This window comes from Streptomyces sp. NPDC031426, assembly GCF_055581585.1.
The window spans coordinates 235,478-252,152 of sequence record NZ_JBVIJE010000009.1 but is presented as its reverse complement, the minus strand read 5'-3'; the positions used below and the strand labels follow the sequence as shown (position 1 = coordinate 252,152).

At 70.5% G+C, this 16,675-nt stretch carries 21 protein-coding genes; 7 read left to right on the top strand and 14 right to left on the bottom strand.

Translation table 11 applies throughout. From position 1 onward, the window contains the following. Positions 1–25 precede the first annotated feature (25 nt). From ACZ5NH_RS21045 to ACZ5NH_RS21035, 3 genes are all read right to left on the bottom strand, one after another. A complete protein-coding gene (locus ACZ5NH_RS21045) occupies positions 26–550 on the bottom strand; it encodes a DUF3618 domain-containing protein (protein WP_388621102.1) in 525 nt (174 codons plus the stop codon). A 301-nt stretch (positions 551–851) separates the two neighbouring features. Next, positions 852–1,553: a hypothetical protein gene (locus tag ACZ5NH_RS21040; protein WP_468777247.1), complete on the bottom strand. Its 702-nt coding sequence runs from the start codon at positions 1,551–1,553 to the stop codon at positions 852–854. Next, positions 1,550–1,699: a hypothetical protein gene (locus ACZ5NH_RS21035; RefSeq protein ID WP_388621105.1), complete on the bottom strand. Its 150-nt coding sequence runs from the start codon at positions 1,697–1,699 to the stop codon at positions 1,550–1,552. The genes ACZ5NH_RS21040 and ACZ5NH_RS21035 overlap by 4 nt, the downstream gene beginning before the upstream one ends. 168 nt (positions 1,700–1,867) lie before the next feature. Between ACZ5NH_RS21035 and dapA the strand changes: the two genes are divergently transcribed. Together dapA and ACZ5NH_RS21025 are read left to right on the top strand one after the other, a co-directional pair. Next, complete coding sequence (gene dapA / locus ACZ5NH_RS21030) at positions 1,868–2,770, top strand: 4-hydroxy-tetrahydrodipicolinate synthase (RefSeq protein ID WP_468777245.1); 903 nt, start codon at positions 1,868–1,870, stop codon at positions 2,768–2,770. A gap of 106 nt (positions 2,771–2,876) precedes the next feature. Beyond that, positions 2,877–3,380 (top strand): HAD domain-containing protein, encoded by a 504-nt coding sequence (locus tag ACZ5NH_RS21025; protein ID WP_388621109.1) that lies wholly within the window; start codon positions 2,877–2,879, stop codon positions 3,378–3,380. A gap of 68 nt (positions 3,381–3,448) precedes the next feature. Here ACZ5NH_RS21025 and dapD read toward each other — a convergent pair whose 3' ends face one another. From dapD to ACZ5NH_RS21010, 3 genes are all read right to left on the bottom strand, one after another. After that, positions 3,449–4,435: a 2,3,4,5-tetrahydropyridine-2,6-dicarboxylate N-succinyltransferase gene (gene dapD / locus ACZ5NH_RS21020; RefSeq protein WP_388621111.1), complete on the bottom strand. Its 987-nt coding sequence runs from the start codon at positions 4,433–4,435 to the stop codon at positions 3,449–3,451. Between the two features lie 64 nt (positions 4,436–4,499). Then, a complete protein-coding gene (locus ACZ5NH_RS21015) occupies positions 4,500–5,033 on the bottom strand; it encodes a TetR/AcrR family transcriptional regulator (RefSeq protein ID WP_468777243.1) in 534 nt (177 codons plus the stop codon). Beyond that, on the bottom strand, positions 5,033–5,356 hold the full coding sequence (locus ACZ5NH_RS21010) for a DMT family transporter (protein ID WP_451553602.1): 324 nt from the start codon (positions 5,354–5,356) through the stop codon (positions 5,033–5,035). The genes ACZ5NH_RS21015 and ACZ5NH_RS21010 overlap by 1 nt, the downstream gene beginning before the upstream one ends. A gap of 128 nt (positions 5,357–5,484) precedes the next feature. Between ACZ5NH_RS21010 and ACZ5NH_RS21005 the strand changes: the two genes are divergently transcribed. Then, entirely contained in the window at positions 5,485–6,276 is a 792-nt protein-coding gene (locus tag ACZ5NH_RS21005) for an AbfB domain-containing protein (protein WP_468777241.1), read from the top strand. A 68-nt stretch (positions 6,277–6,344) separates the two neighbouring features. Here the strand turns inward: ACZ5NH_RS21005 and ACZ5NH_RS21000 are convergent, their stop codons facing one another. The 8 genes from ACZ5NH_RS21000 to ACZ5NH_RS20965 are packed head-to-tail and all read right to left on the bottom strand — an operon-like array spanning position 6,345 to position 12,892. After that, complete coding sequence (locus ACZ5NH_RS21000) at positions 6,345–6,677, bottom strand: metal-sulfur cluster assembly factor (protein ID WP_100825566.1); 333 nt, start codon at positions 6,675–6,677, stop codon at positions 6,345–6,347. After that, positions 6,674–7,141, bottom strand: coding sequence for a Fe-S cluster assembly sulfur transfer protein SufU (gene sufU / locus ACZ5NH_RS20995; RefSeq protein WP_468777239.1), 468 nt, complete (start codon positions 7,139–7,141; stop codon positions 6,674–6,676). Before sufU ends, ACZ5NH_RS21000 begins: the two co-directional genes overlap by 4 nt. 18 nt (positions 7,142–7,159) lie before the next feature. Continuing rightward, the gene (locus tag ACZ5NH_RS20990) at positions 7,160–8,416 is read right to left on the bottom strand and encodes a cysteine desulfurase (protein WP_388621119.1); all 1,257 of its coding nucleotides are present in this window, start codon (positions 8,414–8,416) and stop codon (positions 7,160–7,162) included. Beyond that, complete coding sequence (gene sufC / locus ACZ5NH_RS20985) at positions 8,413–9,177, bottom strand: Fe-S cluster assembly ATPase SufC (protein ID WP_399171927.1); 765 nt, start codon at positions 9,175–9,177, stop codon at positions 8,413–8,415. The genes ACZ5NH_RS20990 and sufC overlap by 4 nt, the downstream gene beginning before the upstream one ends. A 7-nt stretch (positions 9,178–9,184) precedes the next feature. Continuing rightward, complete coding sequence (locus tag ACZ5NH_RS20980) at positions 9,185–9,502, bottom strand: bifunctional 3-phenylpropionate/cinnamic acid dioxygenase ferredoxin subunit (RefSeq protein WP_153535175.1); 318 nt, start codon at positions 9,500–9,502, stop codon at positions 9,185–9,187. Continuing rightward, a complete protein-coding gene (gene sufD / locus ACZ5NH_RS20975) occupies positions 9,499–10,683 on the bottom strand; it encodes a Fe-S cluster assembly protein SufD (RefSeq protein WP_451553600.1) in 1,185 nt (394 codons plus the stop codon). Before sufD ends, ACZ5NH_RS20980 begins: the two co-directional genes overlap by 4 nt. A gap of 56 nt (positions 10,684–10,739) precedes the next feature. Then, the gene (sufB, locus tag ACZ5NH_RS20970) at positions 10,740–12,161 is read right to left on the bottom strand and encodes a Fe-S cluster assembly protein SufB (RefSeq protein ID WP_076092455.1); all 1,422 of its coding nucleotides are present in this window, start codon (positions 12,159–12,161) and stop codon (positions 10,740–10,742) included. Continuing rightward, a complete protein-coding gene (locus ACZ5NH_RS20965; RefSeq protein WP_468777236.1) occupies positions 12,158–12,892 on the bottom strand; it encodes a helix-turn-helix transcriptional regulator in 735 nt (244 codons plus the stop codon). The genes sufB and ACZ5NH_RS20965 overlap by 4 nt, the downstream gene beginning before the upstream one ends. A 182-nt stretch (positions 12,893–13,074) precedes the next feature. Here ACZ5NH_RS20965 and ACZ5NH_RS20960 point away from each other — a divergent pair, with 182 nt between their 5' ends. From ACZ5NH_RS20960 to ACZ5NH_RS20945, 4 genes are read left to right on the top strand one after another with little or no spacing between them, the layout of a single operon-like run. Continuing rightward, positions 13,075–13,869, top strand: coding sequence for an AAC(3) family N-acetyltransferase (locus tag ACZ5NH_RS20960; protein ID WP_468777234.1), 795 nt, complete (start codon positions 13,075–13,077; stop codon positions 13,867–13,869). Positions 13,870–13,922: 53 nt separating this feature from the next. Further along, complete coding sequence (locus tag ACZ5NH_RS20955; protein WP_388621128.1) at positions 13,923–14,846, top strand: ABC transporter ATP-binding protein; 924 nt, start codon at positions 13,923–13,925, stop codon at positions 14,844–14,846. A 53-nt stretch (positions 14,847–14,899) separates the two neighbouring features. Beyond that, the gene (locus ACZ5NH_RS20950) at positions 14,900–15,616 is read left to right on the top strand and encodes an ABC transporter permease (RefSeq protein WP_451553607.1); all 717 of its coding nucleotides are present in this window, start codon (positions 14,900–14,902) and stop codon (positions 15,614–15,616) included. 48 nt (positions 15,617–15,664) lie between these two features. Beyond that, positions 15,665–16,675 carry a COX15/CtaA family protein gene (locus ACZ5NH_RS20945; RefSeq protein ID WP_468777410.1) on the top strand — a complete coding sequence of 337 codons (1,011 nt, stop codon included), beginning with the start codon at positions 15,665–15,667 and terminating at the stop codon, positions 16,673–16,675.

The window sequence follows — 16,675 nt, the reverse complement described above, 5'->3', positions numbered from 1 at the left end:
AATTCCTCCGACCCCCATGGGGCGGTCAATGGTGACGCTGCCGGCGCCGGACGACACCGGCCGTCACCGCGGCCGCGCCCAGCACGCCCACGGCGAGGACCGGTCCCGGATGCCGCATGCCCGCGCGCAGCGCGCCGCGCAGGGGCTGCGGGACGGAGTCCTCGACGGCATGGCCGGCGCGTCCGGCCCGGTGCTGGACGGCATGCCCGGCACGACTCGCCCGGCCCTGCGCCGCATGCCCCACCCGCGCGGCCCGGCCCTGCACCACATGCCCCGCCTGAGCGGCCCGGCCCTGCACCACGTGCCCCGCCTGTGCCGCCCGCCCCTGCACCACGTGGCCGGCCTGGGCGGCGCTCTCGCGCAGCTGCACGGTCATGGCACCGGCCTTGTCCTTCAGGTCGGCGGCCCGCACCCGGGCCCGACCCTTCACATCGGCCCTGCCGACCAACTGGGCCACGGTCTCGCCGAGTTGGTGCCTGGTGTGCTCGATCTGCTGCCGCAGCTCGTCGGGCCCCTTGGCGCCCGACCCGTGCGGAATCCTGTGCTTCATCGATGTGCCCTTTCCCTGATCGCGTCGACGAACGGCTCCGCCTTCGCCGCTGTAGCGCTGAGCACGATGCCTCCTGAGGCCGCGCCCGGCGGGGGGACGTGGCGCGCGGTCTCCGCCCGCAGCGGCCGGCGAAAACGCGCGCCCTCGAAGGACAGCGCGCCGCACCGAGGCCGGACACCACCCGGCGCGGCACCGACCCACAACCCACCGTAGGCGCGACCCCGGCCACGACGCACCCGCACGAGCCGCCCCAGGCATCCGCACCAACGCTCCAGACGTCGGGTACCCGGCCCGAAGACCGTCAGTCCCGCTCGACGCCCCCGCCGCCGCCCCCGCGCTCGCCGAGGCGCGCGAGTTGGCTCTGAAACCAGTCGAGTCGCGCCTGCAACAACGCTGCCTCGGCGACGAGTTCAGGCACCCCGGGCTCCACTCCACCCGCCGACTCGGCGGCCGGGACCCCGATGTCACCACCCCGTGCCACCACCCGCACCCCGTGCCCGGCCAGCCGGACGAAACCGGCGAGCGACACCGACGTACGGCCGCGCACACAGCCGCCGCAGACGGGAGCGAGGGCCCGCCAGCCGGGCCTGCCCCAGCCGGCGTCACCGAGCGCGACCGCGGTGGCACCACAGGCGCACGGACCGGCGGTGGCCGAGCGCACCCGCTGCCGGGCATAGCGAAAGCCGCGCTCGAAGCGGATGTAGGCACCGAGCACGGAGACCTCCAGCAGCAGGGCGGTCCGGTGCTCGGCGGTGCACAGCATGGCCTCGGCGGCACCGCGGTCGTGGACACAGTGGAAGCCGCAGTCGCACAGCCGGGCCGGCGGCCGGTGCCGGCGGCCATAGACACACGCGGCGTCGTCGAGCACGGCGTACGGCAGCGCGCCGCCGAGCGACACGCCGGTGAACCCGGCCCGGGTGCCGTCCTGGGACAGCACCGGGTGGGCGATCTTGTATCCGGTCGGCGGCTCCGTCGGGCGTTCCGCGGGGAGCCGGAACCTCATCGGACGGCCGGAACCTCTTCACGGGCCGGCTCGGCCGGTCCGACTTCGCCGGGGACGGCGATCTCCGCGGGGAGCGAGGCCTGCTCCTCCTCGACGTGCGGCCGCTCCTCGGCGACTCCCGTGGCCAGTGCCTTGCCGAGCTTCATGGTGCCTCCCATGACGGACGTCGGTGACCCTCCGGCCATAGTGACCCATGATGGGCCGAGTTGGACACAGGACCTTCGGCCACCGACCCCAAACCCTCAGCAATGCTTATCAATACCATGTAGAGAATTTAAGTAGAGCTTCACCGACAGGCCGCCGACACTACCCGTATGACAACCTCACGCACCACCACCCGCCCCTTCGGCCGCACGCTCTGCGCGATGATCACGCCGTTCACCGAGGACGGCGCCCTCGACCTGGACGGCGCCCGGAAGCTGGCCGCGTGGCTGGCGGCCGAGGGCTGCGACGGCCTGGTGCTGAACGGCACCACGGGCGAATCGCCCACCACCACGGACGCGGAGAAGACGGAGCTGGTCACGGCCGTCCGGGAGGCGGTCGGCGACCGGGTGTCCCTGGTCGCGGGCGTGGGCAGCGCCGACACCCGGCACACCGTCGAGCTGACCCTGGCGGCCGAGCAGGCGGGCGCCGACGGCGTGCTGGTGGTGACGCCGTACTACAGCAGGCCGCCACAGCAGGCGGTGGAGGCGCACTTCCGCGCGGTCGCCGACGCGAGCGGACTGCCCGTGATGCTCTACGACATCCCGGGCCGCACCGGCACCCGGATCGAACCGGACACGATCATCCGCCTCGCCGCGCACCCGAGGATCGTGGCCGTCAAGGACTGCTCCTACGATTTCCTCGGCACCCAGAAGGTGCTGGCCCACACGGACCTGGCGTACTACGCGGGCTGCGACGAGCACGTACTCGCACTGTACGCGATCGGCGCGGCGGGCTGTGTGAGCACGGTGGCGAACGCCGTACCCGGCCGGATCGCCGCGATCCTCGACGCCTTCGACGCCGGCGACACCGCCCGGGCGGCCGAACTCCAGTTGCGCGCGACGCCGTTGATCGAGGCAATGATGGGCGCGGGCCTGCCCGGCACGGTCACCGCCAAGGCCCTTCTCGCCCGCCTGGGCCTGCCCGCGGGCCCGGTGCGCGCACCCCTGCTGCCCGCCGACCAGGAGGCGGCCGACGGACTGCTGGCGCGCCACGAGGCGCTCACGACGGCCTGATCAAGCTCGGCACCGTTTGCCGCCCCGAGCGACGACCGAGGATCCCGTCCGGAGCCGGAGAAAAACTCCGAGGACCGGCCCGCCTCCCCTGTCGTACGGTGGCCCGGTGAGCCGCCCCCTGCTGTTCCTGGACGTCGACGGCCCCCTCAACCCGTACGCGGCCCAGCCGGAACGCCGCCCCGAGGGCTATACGACGATCCGGGTGCCCGAGTTCTCCCGGCGCCCGCTGCGCGTCTGGCTGAACCCCCGCCACGGCCCGGCCCTGCTCCGGCTCGGCTACGAACTGGTCTGGGCGACGAGCTGGATGGCCGAGGCCAATGTCTGGATCGCCCCCGTCGTGGGCCTGCCGGAGCTGCCGTACCTCGACTTCGGCACGGGCCTGTTCGCCGAGCGACCGGACGGCGTGCACTGGAAGACCGAGGCGATCGTGGCGTACGCCGATGGCCGCCCGTTCGCCTGGGTGGACGACGAGCAGAGCGCGGCGGACACCGCGTACGTGGCCGCCCGTCACCCCGCCCCGGCCCTGCTCCATCACGTGAACCCCAGAATCGGCCTGCGCGAGGACGACTTCGCGGCACTGCGGGAGTTCGCGACGCCGACGTCCGTATGACACAGCGCCTTCCGCATGACACAGCGCCCTCCACCACACACGGCGGAGGGCGCTGAGGCGCGGTCGGGTCAGTTGTGGCTGTGCAGGATGTCGTTCAGGCCGCCCCAGACCGCGTTGTTCGGGCGGGCCTCGACCACGCCGGTGACCGAGTTGCGGCGGAAGAGGATGTTCGAGGCGCCGTTCAGCTCGCGGGCCTTGACGATCTGGCCGTCGGGCATGGTGATCCGGGTGCCGGCGGTGATGTAGAGGCCGGCCTCGACCACGCACTCGTCGCCGAGCGCGATGCCGACTCCCGCCTCGGCGCCGATCAGGCAGCGCTCGCCGATGGAGATGATCACGTTGCCGCCGCCGGACAGGGTGCCCATGGTGGAGGCGCCGCCGCCGATGTCGGAGCCGTTGCCGACCACGACGCCGGCGGAGATCCGGCCCTCGACCATGGAGGTGCCGAGCGTGCCGGCGTTGAAGTTGACGAAGCCCTCGTGCATGACCGTGGTGCCCTCGGCGAGGTGCGCGCCGAGGCGGACCCGGTCGGCGTCGGCGATGCGGACGCCCTTGGGGACGACGTAGTCGGTCATGCGCGGGAACTTGTCGATCGAGGTGACCTGCAGGTGCAGGCCCTCGGCGCGGGCGTTCAGCCGCACCTTCTCGATGTCGTCCACGGCGACCGGGCCGAGCGAGGTCCAGGCGACGTTGGCGAGGTGGCCGAAGATGCCGTCCAGGCTCTGGCCGTGCGGCTTGACCAGGCGGTGCGAGAGCAGGTGCAGACGCAGATAGACGTCATGCGCGTCGATCGGCTTCTCGTCGAGCGAGGCGATGACCGTGCGGACCGCGACCACCTCGACGCCCCGGCGGGCGTCCGGGCCGATCGCCGCGGTCGCGCCGCCGCCCAGCAACTCAGCCGCCTGCTCGGCGGTGAGTCGCTCGGTGCCGGCCGGGCCCGGCTCCGCGACCAGCTCGGGGGCCGGGAACCAGGTGTCGAGAACGGTGCCGTCGGAGGCGAGGGTGGCGAGGCCGGCGGCGACGGCGCCGGTGGTGCGGGAAGCAGAGTCGGTCATGGAAGAAAACCTAACGTGGGCGGGGTGGTCAGGGCGAACCGCGTCTCACGTGCCGGGCGCCGCTTCAGGGGATCAGCCGAGACAGGGCGGCGCGGGCGTACCCCTCGTCGTACGAACCGCCCGTCAGCAGCACCTGGAGACAGATCCCGTCCAGCAGGGCGAGCAGGGCGCGGGCGGTGACCGGGTCCGTGCGGCGGGCCAGCAGGGCCGCCGCCGCCTCGGTCCACTCGGCGGCGACGGGGCGCAGGGCGGGCCGGCGCAGGGCCTCCAGATACAGCTCGTACTCCAGCTCCACGCCCCTGCGGTCGCCGTCCAGCCACGCGCCGAGCGCGCGGGCGAGTTCGGCGGCGAGATCGCCCTCGCCGTCCTTGGGCAGCTGCTCGGCCAGCACCCGGCCGAAGTTCTCGTTCGACTGCCGCAGCGCGGCCACCATCAGCTCTTCGAGGGTGGCGAAGTGGTACGTCGTGGAGCCGAGCGGTACGTCCGCCTCGGCGGCGACCGAGCGGTGGCTGAGGCCTGCGATGCCGTCCCGGCCGACCACGCGGATCGCCGCGTCGATGAGGCGCCGGCGCCGGTCGGGGTCGTAGCGGCGGGGCATCAGTGACTCGCCCCGCCCAGGTTCAGCACGACCACTCCGCCGACGATCAGCAGGATGCCGCCGACCTTGGCGAGGCCCAGCCCCTCCCCGAACAGCAGCAGTCCGAGGAGGGCGATGGCCGCGGTGCCCACGCCGGACCAGATCGCGTACGCCGTGCCGATCTGGACGGTCTTCAGCGTCCGGGCGAGCAGCGCGAAGGAGACGAGGTAGCCCAGAGCCGTCACGAGCGAGGGCCAGAACCGGCTGAACCCCTCGCTGTACTTCATCGCCGTCGTCGCGGCGACCTCGGCGGCGATGGCGCCGGCGAGTGTCAGATATCCCATGTGTACAAGCGTACACAAGGATGCGTACGGGCGTACAAAACCGATACGTACGAGCGTACGCAAGGAGGAAATTTCACTTTCATAGAAACCGCTCGCTGAGCCGTCTTCCGGCGCTAATGTGCGGGGCCATGCCCGACCACACCCCCCATCCCTGGGAGACCGGCTGGACCGCCGATTCCTCCCGCCCCTCCGGCACCCGAAGACTCTGGCTGGCCGGCGCGCTGGCGCTCGCGGTGGTCACCGCCTGCGTCACGGCGCTGGCGGTGAACGACGGACCGCCGCACACCACGACCGCCGCACAGCCGACCGGAGCCCCCACGGACAACGGCCCCGGCCTGCTCTCCTTCGCCTCGCCGTCGGCGAGTACGGCCGCTGCGGCCGGGGACAGAACCACGACGACGTCGGTGACACCACCCGCCACCGTCCCGTACCCGACCCAGAGCCCGAAACCCACACCGTCCAAGTCACCGGCCGAGCAGGGGAGTTCCACAAAACCCGCCTCCACCCGGCGATCGGTCCGCTCCCTGAACTACCCCAACCGCTACTGGCACATCAGCGGCGACTTCGTACGGCTCGACCCGGTCACCACCCCGGCCGACCGCCGCGCCGCGAGCTTCACTGTCGTCAAAGGCCTTGCCGACAGCTCCTGTTACTCCTTCGCCACGGCGGACGGCGGCTATCTGCGCCACCGGAACTTCCTCCTGCGCGCCGAACACGACGACGGCACGCCCCTGTTCCGCCAGGACGCCACCTTCTGCCCCCGCCCCTCCTCCATCGGCGGAGCGACCATGCTGGAGTCGGTCAACTACCCCGGCCGCTTCCTGCGCCACCAGAACTTCCAGCTGAAGCTGGACCCGTACCAGAACACCGGCCTCTACCGCGCCGACTCGGCGTTCCTGCTGGTGGACGGGCTGGGCTGAGCACCCGAAGCCCGGCCACGCGAAAGGGGCCACGGCACACGGCCATGGCCCCTTTCACAGGCGCTGTGTCAGACGTTGAAGCCGAGCGCCCGAAGCTGCTCGCGGCCGTCGTCCGTGATCTTGTCGGGGCCCCACGGGGGCATCCAGACCCAGTTGATGCGGAGTTCGTTGACGAGGCCGTCCGTGGCGGACTTGGCCTGGTCCTCGATGACGTCCGTCAGCGGGCAGGCCGCGGAGGTCAGGGTCATGTCGACGGTCGCCACGTTGGAGTCGTCGATGTGAATGCCGTAGATCAGGCCGAGGTTGACGACGTCGATGCCCAGCTCGGGGTCGACCACGTCCATCAGGGCCTCGCGCAGCTCCTCCTCGGAGGCGGGCTTCATCTCTGCGGTGTCGGTCATGCCGTCTTCCTTTCGGCGTCGGCGCCACCCAGAGCCTGGGCCGTCGCGTCCTTCCACGCCATCCAGCTCAGGAGGGCGCACTTGACCCGCGCGGGGTACTTGGAGACACCGGCGAACGCGACCGCGTCCTCCAGGATTTCCTCCATCGCGTCGTCGGGCTCGATCCTGCCCTTGGACTGCATCAGCTCCAGGAAGGTCTCCTGGATCTTCTGCGCCTCGGTCAGGTCCTTGCCGACCAGCAGTTCGTTGAGGACCGACGCGCTCGCCTGGCTGATGGAGCAGCCCTGGCCCTCGTACGAGACGTCCGCGATCTTCGTGCCGTCGTACTTCACGCGGAGGGTGATCTCGTCGCCGCACGTCGGGTTCACATGGTGCACCTCGGCGTCGCCATCCCGCAGACCACGCCCATGGGGGTTCTTGTAGTGGTCCAGGATGACTTCCTGGTACATCGAGTCCAGCTTCACGGTTTCAGCTCACGCCTCTCAGCCGAAGAAGTTCCGTACGTGCTCCAGCCCCTCGACCAGTGCGTCGATCTCGGCCGGCGTGGAGTATAGATAGAACGACGCTCGCGTGGTCGCAGGAATTCCGTACCGGAGGCAGACGGGCCGCGCGCAGTGGTGACCCACACGGACCGCGATGCCCTGCTCGTCGAGGACCTGGCCCACGTCGTGCGGGTGGATGTCACCGAGCGTGAAGGAGATCGCGGCACCCCGGTCCTCGGCCGTGGTGGGGCCGATGATCCTCAGGTCCGGGACCTTCTGCAGTCGCTGCACCGCGTACTCGGTGAGCGCGTGCTCATGGGCGAGGATCTTCTCCATGCCGATCGACTGGAGGTAGTCGATCGCCGCGCCGAGACCGACCGCCTGGGCGATCGGGGGCGTGCCCGCCTCGAACTTGTGCGGCGCCGGGGCATAGGTGGAGGAGTGCATCGAGACCGTCTCGATCATCTCGCCGCCGCCCAGGAAGGGCGGAAGGTCCTCCAGCAGCTCCTGGCGGCCCCACAGGACGCCGATGCCCGTCGGGCCGCACATCTTGTGGCCGGTGAAGGCCACGAAGTCGGCCTGCAGGGCCTGCACGTCCAGCGGCATGTGCGGGGCGGCCTGGGAGGCGTCGATGCAGACCAGCGCGCCGACCTCCTGGGCGCGGCGCACTATCGCCTCGACCGGGTTGACCGTGCCCAGGATGTTCGACACCAGCACGAAGGAGACGATCTTCGTCTTCTCGGTGATGATCTCGTCGATGTTGGTCAGGTCCAGCCGGCCGTCGTCCGTCAGACCGAACCACTTCAGCTTGGCGCCGGTGCGCTGCGCCAGCAGCTGCCACGGCACGATGTTGGAGTGGTGCTCCATCTCCGTGATGACGATCTCGGTCTCGTGGTCCACCCGGTAGGGCTCCTCGGCCCAGCCCAGCATGTTCGCCACGAGGTTCAGCGACTCGGAGGCGTTCTTGGTGAAGATCACCTCGTCGCGGCTCGGCGCGTTGACGAACGCGGCGACCTTGTCGCGCGCGCCCTCGTACAGCGCCGTGGCCTCCTCGGCGAGCACATGCACACCGCGGTGGACGTTGGCGTTGTAGCGCTCGTAGTACTCGCTCAGGGCGTCCAGCACCTGGCGCGGCTTCTGCGAGGTCGCCGCGTTGTCCAGGTACACGAGCTTCTTGCCGTCGTGGACCTGTCGGTCCAGGACGGGGAAGTCCTTGCGGATCGCCTCGGTGTCGAGGAGGCCCGGCAGCTGTGTCACGCGGATACGCCACCCTTCGTGTATGCCTCGTAGCCCTCGTCCTCCAGCTTGTCGGCCAGCTCGGCACCGCCGGACTCGACGATCCGGCCACCGGAGAAGACGTGGACGAAGTCGGGCTTGATGTAGCGCAGGATGCGCGTGTAGTGCGTGATCAGCAGGGTGCCGACCTCGCCGGTCTCGCGGACGCGGTTGACGCCCTCGGAGACGATGCGGAGCGCGTCGACGTCCAGACCGGAGTCCGTCTCGTCGAGGATCGCGACCTTCGGCTTGAGCAGCTCCAGCTGGAGGATCTCGTGGCGCTTCTTCTCACCGCCGGAGAAGCCCTCGTTGACGTTGCGCTCGGCGAAGGACGGGTCCATGTTGAGGCGCTCCATGGCCTCCTTGACCTCCTTCACCCAGGTGCGCAGCTTGGGGGCCTCGCCGCGGACGGCGGTGGCGGAGGTGCGCAGGAAGTTGGAGACCGAGACGCCGGGGACCTCGACCGGGTACTGCATCGCCAGGAACAGGCCGGCGCGGGCGCGCTCGTCGACGGACATCGCCAGGACGTCCTCGCCGTCGAGGGTGACGGTGCCGTTGGTGATCGTGTACTTCGGGTGACCCGCGAGGGAGTAGGCGAGGGTCGACTTGCCGGAGCCGTTGGGGCCCATGATGGCGTGCGTCTCGCCCTGCTTCACGGTGAGGTCGACGCCCTTGAGGATCTCCTTCGTGGCGTTGTCGGCCTCGACGGTGACGTGCAGGTCTCGGATTTCAAGCGTTGCCATGGGTGCCTCAGGACTCCTGGGTGAGGGAGACGAGAACGTCGTCCCCTTCGATCTTGACGGGGTATACGGGGACGGGGCGCGTGGCCGGGAGGCCGGACGGCTTGCCGGTGCGCAGGTCGAAGGAGGAGCCGTGCAGCCAGCACTCGATCTGGCAGTCCTCCACCTCGCCCTCGGAGAGCGAGACGTTCGCATGGGAGCAGATGTCGTGGATCGCGAACACCTCGCCCTCGGTCTTGACGACCGAGACCGGCGTGCTGTCGATCTCCACCCGCTTCGGGGTGTCCTCCTCCAGCTCGCTCAGCCCGCAGACGCGTACGAAGGTCATGCGACCGAAGCCTCCAGCTCCTCCTCGATCTTGGCGAGCAGGCGCTCCTGGATGTCGGCGACACCGATCTGCTGGACCAGCTCGGCGAAGAAGCCGCGGACCACCAGACGGCGGGCCTCGTGCTCCGGGATGCCGCGGGCCATCAGGTAGAAGAGCTGCTCGTCGTCGAAGCGGCCGGTGGCGGAGGCGTGGCCGGCGCCGACGATCTCGCCGGTCTCGATCTCCAGGTTCGGCACCGAGTCGACGCGCGCGCCGTCCGTGAGGACGAGGTTGCGGTTCATCTCGTAGGTGTCCGTGCCCTCGGCCTTGGCCTCGATGAGCACGTCGCCGATCCAGACCGCGTGCGCGTCGTCGCCCTGGAGTGCGCCCTTGTAGACGACGTTCGACTTGCAGTGCGGGGTGTTGTGGGTGACCAGCAGGCGGTGCTCCTGGTGCTGACCGGCGTCGGTGAAGTACAGGCCGAACAGCTCCGCCTCGCCGCCGGGGCCGGCGTAGGTCACGCGCGGGTGCAGGCGGACGACGTCACCGCCGAAGGTGACGACCACGGACTTGAAGGAGGCGTCCCGGCCGAGCAGCGCGTTGTGCTGGGCCACATGGACGGCCTTGTCGTCCCAGTCCTGGACGGAGACGACGGTCAGCTTGGCGCCGTCGCCCAGGACGTAGTCGACGTTGGCGGCGAGCACGACGTCACCGGTGTGGTCGATGACCACGACGGCCTCGGCGAAGGCGCCCAGCTCGATCACCTGGTGGGCGTAGGCGACCCCGCCCTCGCCGTGCGCGGCGATCCGGATCGGCTCGGTGAGCACCGTCTCCTTGGGGACGGTGACCACGCCGGCCTTCTCGAACGCCGAGTACGCCTGGGCGGCGACGCGGTCCACCGGGGTGCCCGCCCTGCCGAGGCGGGCGTCGTCGCGGCCGACGGTCTCGACGGTGACGCCCTCGGGGGCCTGGACGGTGACCTTCACGCCCCCGCCGTTCGCGACGGCGGTGCCGTCGTGCAGCCCGCGCAGGCGCTCCAGCGGGGTGAACCGCCACTCCTCCTCGCGGCCGTGCGGGACCGGGAAGTCCGCCACGTCGAAGGACGGGGGCGCGCTCATGCGCGAGACGACGGTCGACTCCGCGGCGACCGCGATCTGGCCGGCGGTGGTGGAGCCCACCGGGGTGTTCTGAGCCTCAGCCATGGCTGTCGTAGTGCTCGCTTTCTGAGTAAGACGTGTGCTGACCGATGGGGCGGGCCTTAGCCGACCGCGCCTTCCATCTGCAGCTCGATCAGCCGGTTGAGCTCGAGGGCGTACTCCATGGGCAGCTCCTTGGCGATCGGCTCGACAAAGCCGCGCACGATCATCGCCATCGCCTCGAACTCGGAGAGGCCGCGGCTCATCAGGTAGAAGAGCTGGTCCTCGGAGACCTTGGAGACGGTCGCCTCGTGACCCATGGACACGTCGTCCTCGCGGACGTCGACGTAGGGATACGTGTCGGAGCGGGAGATGGTGTCGACCAGCAGCGCGTCGCACAGCACGTTCGACTTGGAGCCGTGGGCACCCTCGCCGATCTCGACCAGGCCGCGGTACGAGGTACGGCCGCCACCGCGCGCCACCGACTTGGAGACGATGTTGGACGAGGTGTTCGGCGCCATGTGGACCATCTTCGAACCGGCGTCCTGGTGCTGGCCCTCGCCCGCGAAGGCGATGGAGAGGGTCTCGCCCTTGGCGTGCTCGCCCATCAGGTAGACGGCCGGGTACTTCATCGTCACCTTGGAGCCGATGTTGCCGTCGATCCACTCCATGGTCGCGCCCTCGTAGGCCACGGCGCGCTTGGTGACCAGGTTGTAGACGTTGTTCGACCAGTTCTGGATGGTCGTGTAGCGGCAGCGGGCGTTCTTCTTGACGATGATCTCGACGACCGCGGAGTGCAGCGAGTCCGACTTGTAGATCGGGGCGGTGCAGCCCTCGACGTAGTGCACGTAGGCACCCTCGTCGACGATGATCAGCGTCCGCTCGAACTGGCCCATGTTCTCCGTGTTGATGCGGAAGTAGGCCTGGAGCGGGATCTCGACGTGCACGCCCTTCGGCACGTAGATGAAGGAGCCGCCGGACCACACGGCCGTGTTCAGGGCCGCGAACTTGTTGTCACCGGCGGGGATGACGGTCCCGAAGTACTCCTTGAAGAGCTCCGGGTGCTCCTTCAGGGCGGTGTCGGTGTCGAGGAAGATGACGCCCTGCTCCTCCAGGTCCTCGCGGATCTGGTGGTAGACGACCTCCGACTCGTACTGGGCGGCGACACCGGCGACCAGGCGCTGCTTCTCGGCCTCCGGGATGCCCAGCTTGTCGTAGGTGTTCTTGATGTCCTCGGGCAGGTCCTCCCAGGACTCCGCCTGCTTCTCCGTGGAGCGCACGAAGTACTTGATGTTGTCGAAGTCGATGCCCGAGAGGTCGGAGCCCCAGTTCGGCATCGGCTTCTTCTCGAAGAGCTTCAGGCCCTTCAGGCGCAGCTTGGTCATCCACTCCGGCTCCGACTTCTTGCCGGAGATGTCGCGGACGACCTCCTCGTTCAGGCCGCGCCTGGCGGAGGCACCGGCCACGTCGGAGTCGGCCCAGCCGTATTCGTACTTGCCCAGGCCCTCGAGCTCAGGGTGGACAGTCTCCGTGGGGAGAGTCATGCGGGGTTCCTCCCGGCCGTCGTTGCAGATGCGTCAGTGGATGTCTTGGGGATGAACGTCGTGCAGACGCCGTCGCCGTGCGCGATGGTCGCCAGTCGCTGGACGTGGGTACCCAGCAGCTCGGCGAAGATCTCCGTCTCCGCCTCGCACAGCTGCGGGAACTGCTCCGCGACATGAGCGACCGGGCAGTGGTGCTGGCACAGCTGCTCGCCGACCGGTGCGTTGCGCGCCGTAGCAGCGTACCCGTCGACACTCAAGGCCTTGGCCAGGGCTTCGGCTCGCTTGTCCGGCGTGACCGCCTCGATCGCCTTGCGGTACGCGCTCGCCTGGGCGGCGATCCGGGCGCGGGCGAAGGCCGCGACCGCCTCGGGGCCTCCGCCCTGCTCTGCGATCCAGCGGAGCGCGTCCACGGCGAGCTTGTCGTACGACTGGTCGAAGGCGTCCCGGCCGCAGTCGGTCAGCGCGAAGACCTTGGCGGGGCGGCCGCGCGTGCGCGTGCCGTACACACGCTGTTCGCGGGCCTCCACGACGTCGTCGGCGACCAGTGCGTCCAGGTGGCGCCGAACGGCCGCCTGGGTCAGTCCCAGCCGGCCGGCGAGTTCGGCGACGGTCGACGGGCCGTGGTCCAGGATGGAGCGCGCGACGCGGTTGCGCGTGGAGCGCTCACCGGTCGCGAGTTCCTCCTGCGGGGCCCCCAGGGGGGTCTCCCGAGCCTCGCCGACGTTTTTCACAACGCCATTGTTGCGTAATTCCGCGGAGCCTGACAAGCGCCGTCCGGATCATCGAGCGGTGCCCTGCGTCACTTAGGCATACCTAATGTGACCTGCGGAAACGATCTCTGATCGATCACGGGCACTGTCCTGAGCAGGCAATTCGGTGGCGGCACGCGGGCCCGTCCGGAAGACTCGCGACCATGCCGACACCCCCTCCCACCGGCCCTCTCGTCACCCGCGACATCCTCGCCGCACAGCTGCGCCTTCTGGGTGTCGAGACCGGGGAAACCCTCCTCGTCCACTCCTCGCTCAGTTCTCTCGGCTGGGTGAACGGAGGGGCCGTCGCGGTCGTCCAGGGACTGCTCGACGCCCTCGGCCCCTCGGGCACGCTCGTCGTCCCCGCCCAGTCGGCCGACCTGTCGGACCCCGCGCTGTGGAGCAGACCGCCCGTGCCCCGGCAGTGGTGGGACCGGATCCGGGCGACCATGCCGCCGTACGACCCGCTGATCACCCCCACCCGCGGGGTCGGCGTGATCCCGGAGACCGTACGGACCTGGCCGGGTGCCCTGCGCAGCGCGCACCCGCACACCTCGTTCGCGGCGCTCGGCCCCCGCGCGCGGGAGATCACCGACGGCCACGCCCCCGACTGCCGGCTCGGCGAGCACAGCCCGCTGGCCCGGCTGGAGAAGCTGGGCGCCCGGGTCCTGCTGCTCGGCGCGGGCTACGACTCCTGCACCGCCTTCCACCTGGCCGAGTACCGGATACCCGCCCCGCTGGTGGAGGTCGGGCGGCCCGCTCCCGGTGGCGGCTGGGAGACGGTGGTCGAGGTGTCGATCGACGCCGACCGGTTCGACGAGCTGGGGCACGACTTCGAGCGGGACCGGCCCGTGGTGCGCGGGAAGGTGGGCGCGGCGGACGCCCGGCTGTTCCCGGTGGCGGACGCGGTGGCCTACGCCGAGCGGTGGCTGCCGCTGCACCGACCCCGGGAGGAGTGAGTTCCCCTACCCGCCGGTCCGGACGGCAAGCGGTCTCCCTAGACTCTGGGACCATGCGAAGTGAGCCTGTGGTCCAGGTCCAGGCCCTGGTGAAGCGGTACGGCACGAAGACCGCGGTGGACGGCCTCGACCTGGTGGCCGGGGCGGGCGTGACCGCCGTACTCGGTCCCAACGGGGCGGGGAAGACGACGACGGTCGAGACCTGTGAGGGGTACCGGAAGCCGGATTCCGGCACGGTGCGTGTCCTGGGCCTCGACCCCGTACGCCAGTCCGCCGAGCTGCGTCCCCGTATCGGCGTGATGCTCCAGTCCGGCGGCGTGTACTCCGGCGCCCGGGCCGACGAGATGCTCCGGCACGTGGCCAAGCTGCACGCGCACCCGCTGGACGTGGACGCCCTGATCGAGCGGCTGGGCCTCGGCAGCTGCGGCCGGACCGGCTACCGGCGGCTGTCCGGCGGCCAGCAGCAGCGCCTCGCGCTCGCCATGGCCGTCGTCGGACGCCCGGAGCTGGTGTTCCTGGACGAGCCGACGGCCGGCCTGGACCCGCAGGCCCGCCGGGCCACCTGGGACCTGGTGAAGGACCTGCGCGCCGACGGCGTCTCGGTGATCCTCACCACCCACTACATGGAAGAGGCCGAGCAGCTCGCCGACGACGTGGCGGTCATCGACGGCGGCCGGGTCATCGCCCAGGGCTCCCCGGAGGAGCTGTGCAAGGGCGGCGCCGAGAACACCCTGCGCTTCACCGGCCGCCCCGGCCTCGATGTGGGCTCCCTGCTGAAGGCCCTGCCGGCCGACTGCACGGCCGCAGAACTCACCCCGGGCGCCTACCGGGTCGTCGGCAAGGTCGACCCGCAACTGCTGGCCACCGTGACCTCCTGGTGCGCCCAGCACGGAGTGATGCCGGAGCGGATCTCGGTGGAGCGGCACACCCTGGAGGACGTCTTCCTGGAGCTGACCGGCAAGGAGCTGCGCTCGTGACGACTGCAACCGGTACGTACGCCCCCAAGCCGGGCGCGGCGCCGCTCCCCCGCATGATCGCGGCGCAGGCGGCCCTGGAGACGAAGATGCTGTTGCGCAACGGCGAGCAGCTGCTGCTGACCGTGGTCATCCCGACCCTGTTGCTGGCGCTCTTCAGCTCGGTGGACATCGTGGACACCGGCAAGGGCAAGGCGGTCGACTTCCTCGCCCCCGGCATCCTGGCGCTGGCGGTGATGTCGACCGCGTTCACCGGGCAGGCCATCGCGACCGGCTTCGAGCGCCGCTACGGCGTGCTCAAGCGGCTCGCCTCCTCGCCGCTGCCTCGCTGGGGCCTGATGACCGCGAAGACCGCGTCCGTGCTGGTCACCGAAGTCCTCCAGGTGATCCTGCTCACGGCGATCGCGTTCGCGCTGGGCTGGTCCCCGCACGGCAACCCAGCTGCCGTCCTGCTCCTGCTGATCCTCGGTACGGCCGCCTTCTCCGGCCTCGGCCTGCTGATGGCGGGCACGCTGAAGGCGGAGGCGACCCTGGCCGCCGCCAACCTGGTCTTCCTGCTGCTCCTCGTCGGCGGCGGCGTCATCGTGCCGCTGGAGAAGTTCGGCTCGGGCGCACAGCACGTGCTCGGGCTGCTGCCCATCTCGGCGCTCTCCGGCGGGCTGCGGGACGTGCTCCAGCACGGCGCCGGGATGCCGTGGGGCGACCTGGGCATCCTCGCGGTGTGGGCGGTCGTCGGGCTGGCCGCGGCGGGCAAGTTCTTCCGCTGGGAGTGAGCCCGCACGGTGGACCCTCGTGAAAGCGTGCACAAGCGGCGGCCTACGATGGTGGGCGTGCCCAAGCTGAACCCCGCCGACGCCGCAGCGGCCGTGCGCAACCCGCTCGCCTTCATCGCCGAACGCTGGACCCCCTCTCCCCGGACGGTCCAGCGGGCGGCCCTCGCCGCGCTCGTGATGTCGGTGGTCATCGTCGTCACCGGCGGCGCCGTCCGTCTGACCGGCTCCGGCCTCGGCTGTCCGACCTGGCCCGAGTGCACCGACGGCTCGCTGACGCCGACGACCGCGCTGAGCTACCACAGCGCGATCGAGTTCGGCAACCGGATGCTGACGTACGTGCTGTGCGCTGCGGTCGGCTGGGCGATCATCGCCGCCCGCTCCGAGAAGCCGTACCGGCGCAGTCTGACCCGGCTGGGCTGGGCGCAGTTCTGGCTGGTGATGAGCAACGCGATCCTCGGCGGCGTCGTGGTGCTGGTGGGCCTCAACCCGTACACGGTCGCGGCCCACTTCCTGCTGGCGACGGCCCTGACGACCGTCGCCGCGCTGATGTGGCAGCGCACCCGCGAAGGCGACGGCGCGCCCCGGCCGCTGGTCGGCAAGGCCGTGCAGCAGCTGGTGTGGTTCCTGGTGGCCGCGTCCCTGCTGCTCATCGCGATCGGCACGGTGGTGACCGGAGCCGGGCCGCACGCGGGCGACTCCAGCGACGTCAAGCGGATCCCCATCGACTGGGAGACGGTGGCCAAGCTGCACGCCGTGCTCGCCTGGATCGTGGTGACGCTGACGTTCGCGCTGTGGTTCGTGCTGAAGGCGGTGGACGCGCCGAAGAGCCCGCTCGCGCGCACCCGCGATCTGTTCCTGATCCTGCTCGGCCAGGGTGTGATCGGTTACGTGCAGTACTTCACCCACCTGCCCGAGCTGCTGGTGGGCCTGCACATGCTCGGCTCATGCCTGGTGTGGATCGGTGTGCTGCGCGTCCTGCTGGCGCTGCGCGAACGCCCGGAGGCCACGCCGGACCTGCCCGGCCCCTCGGCCGAGATGACGGTGGGCACGCGCGCGTGA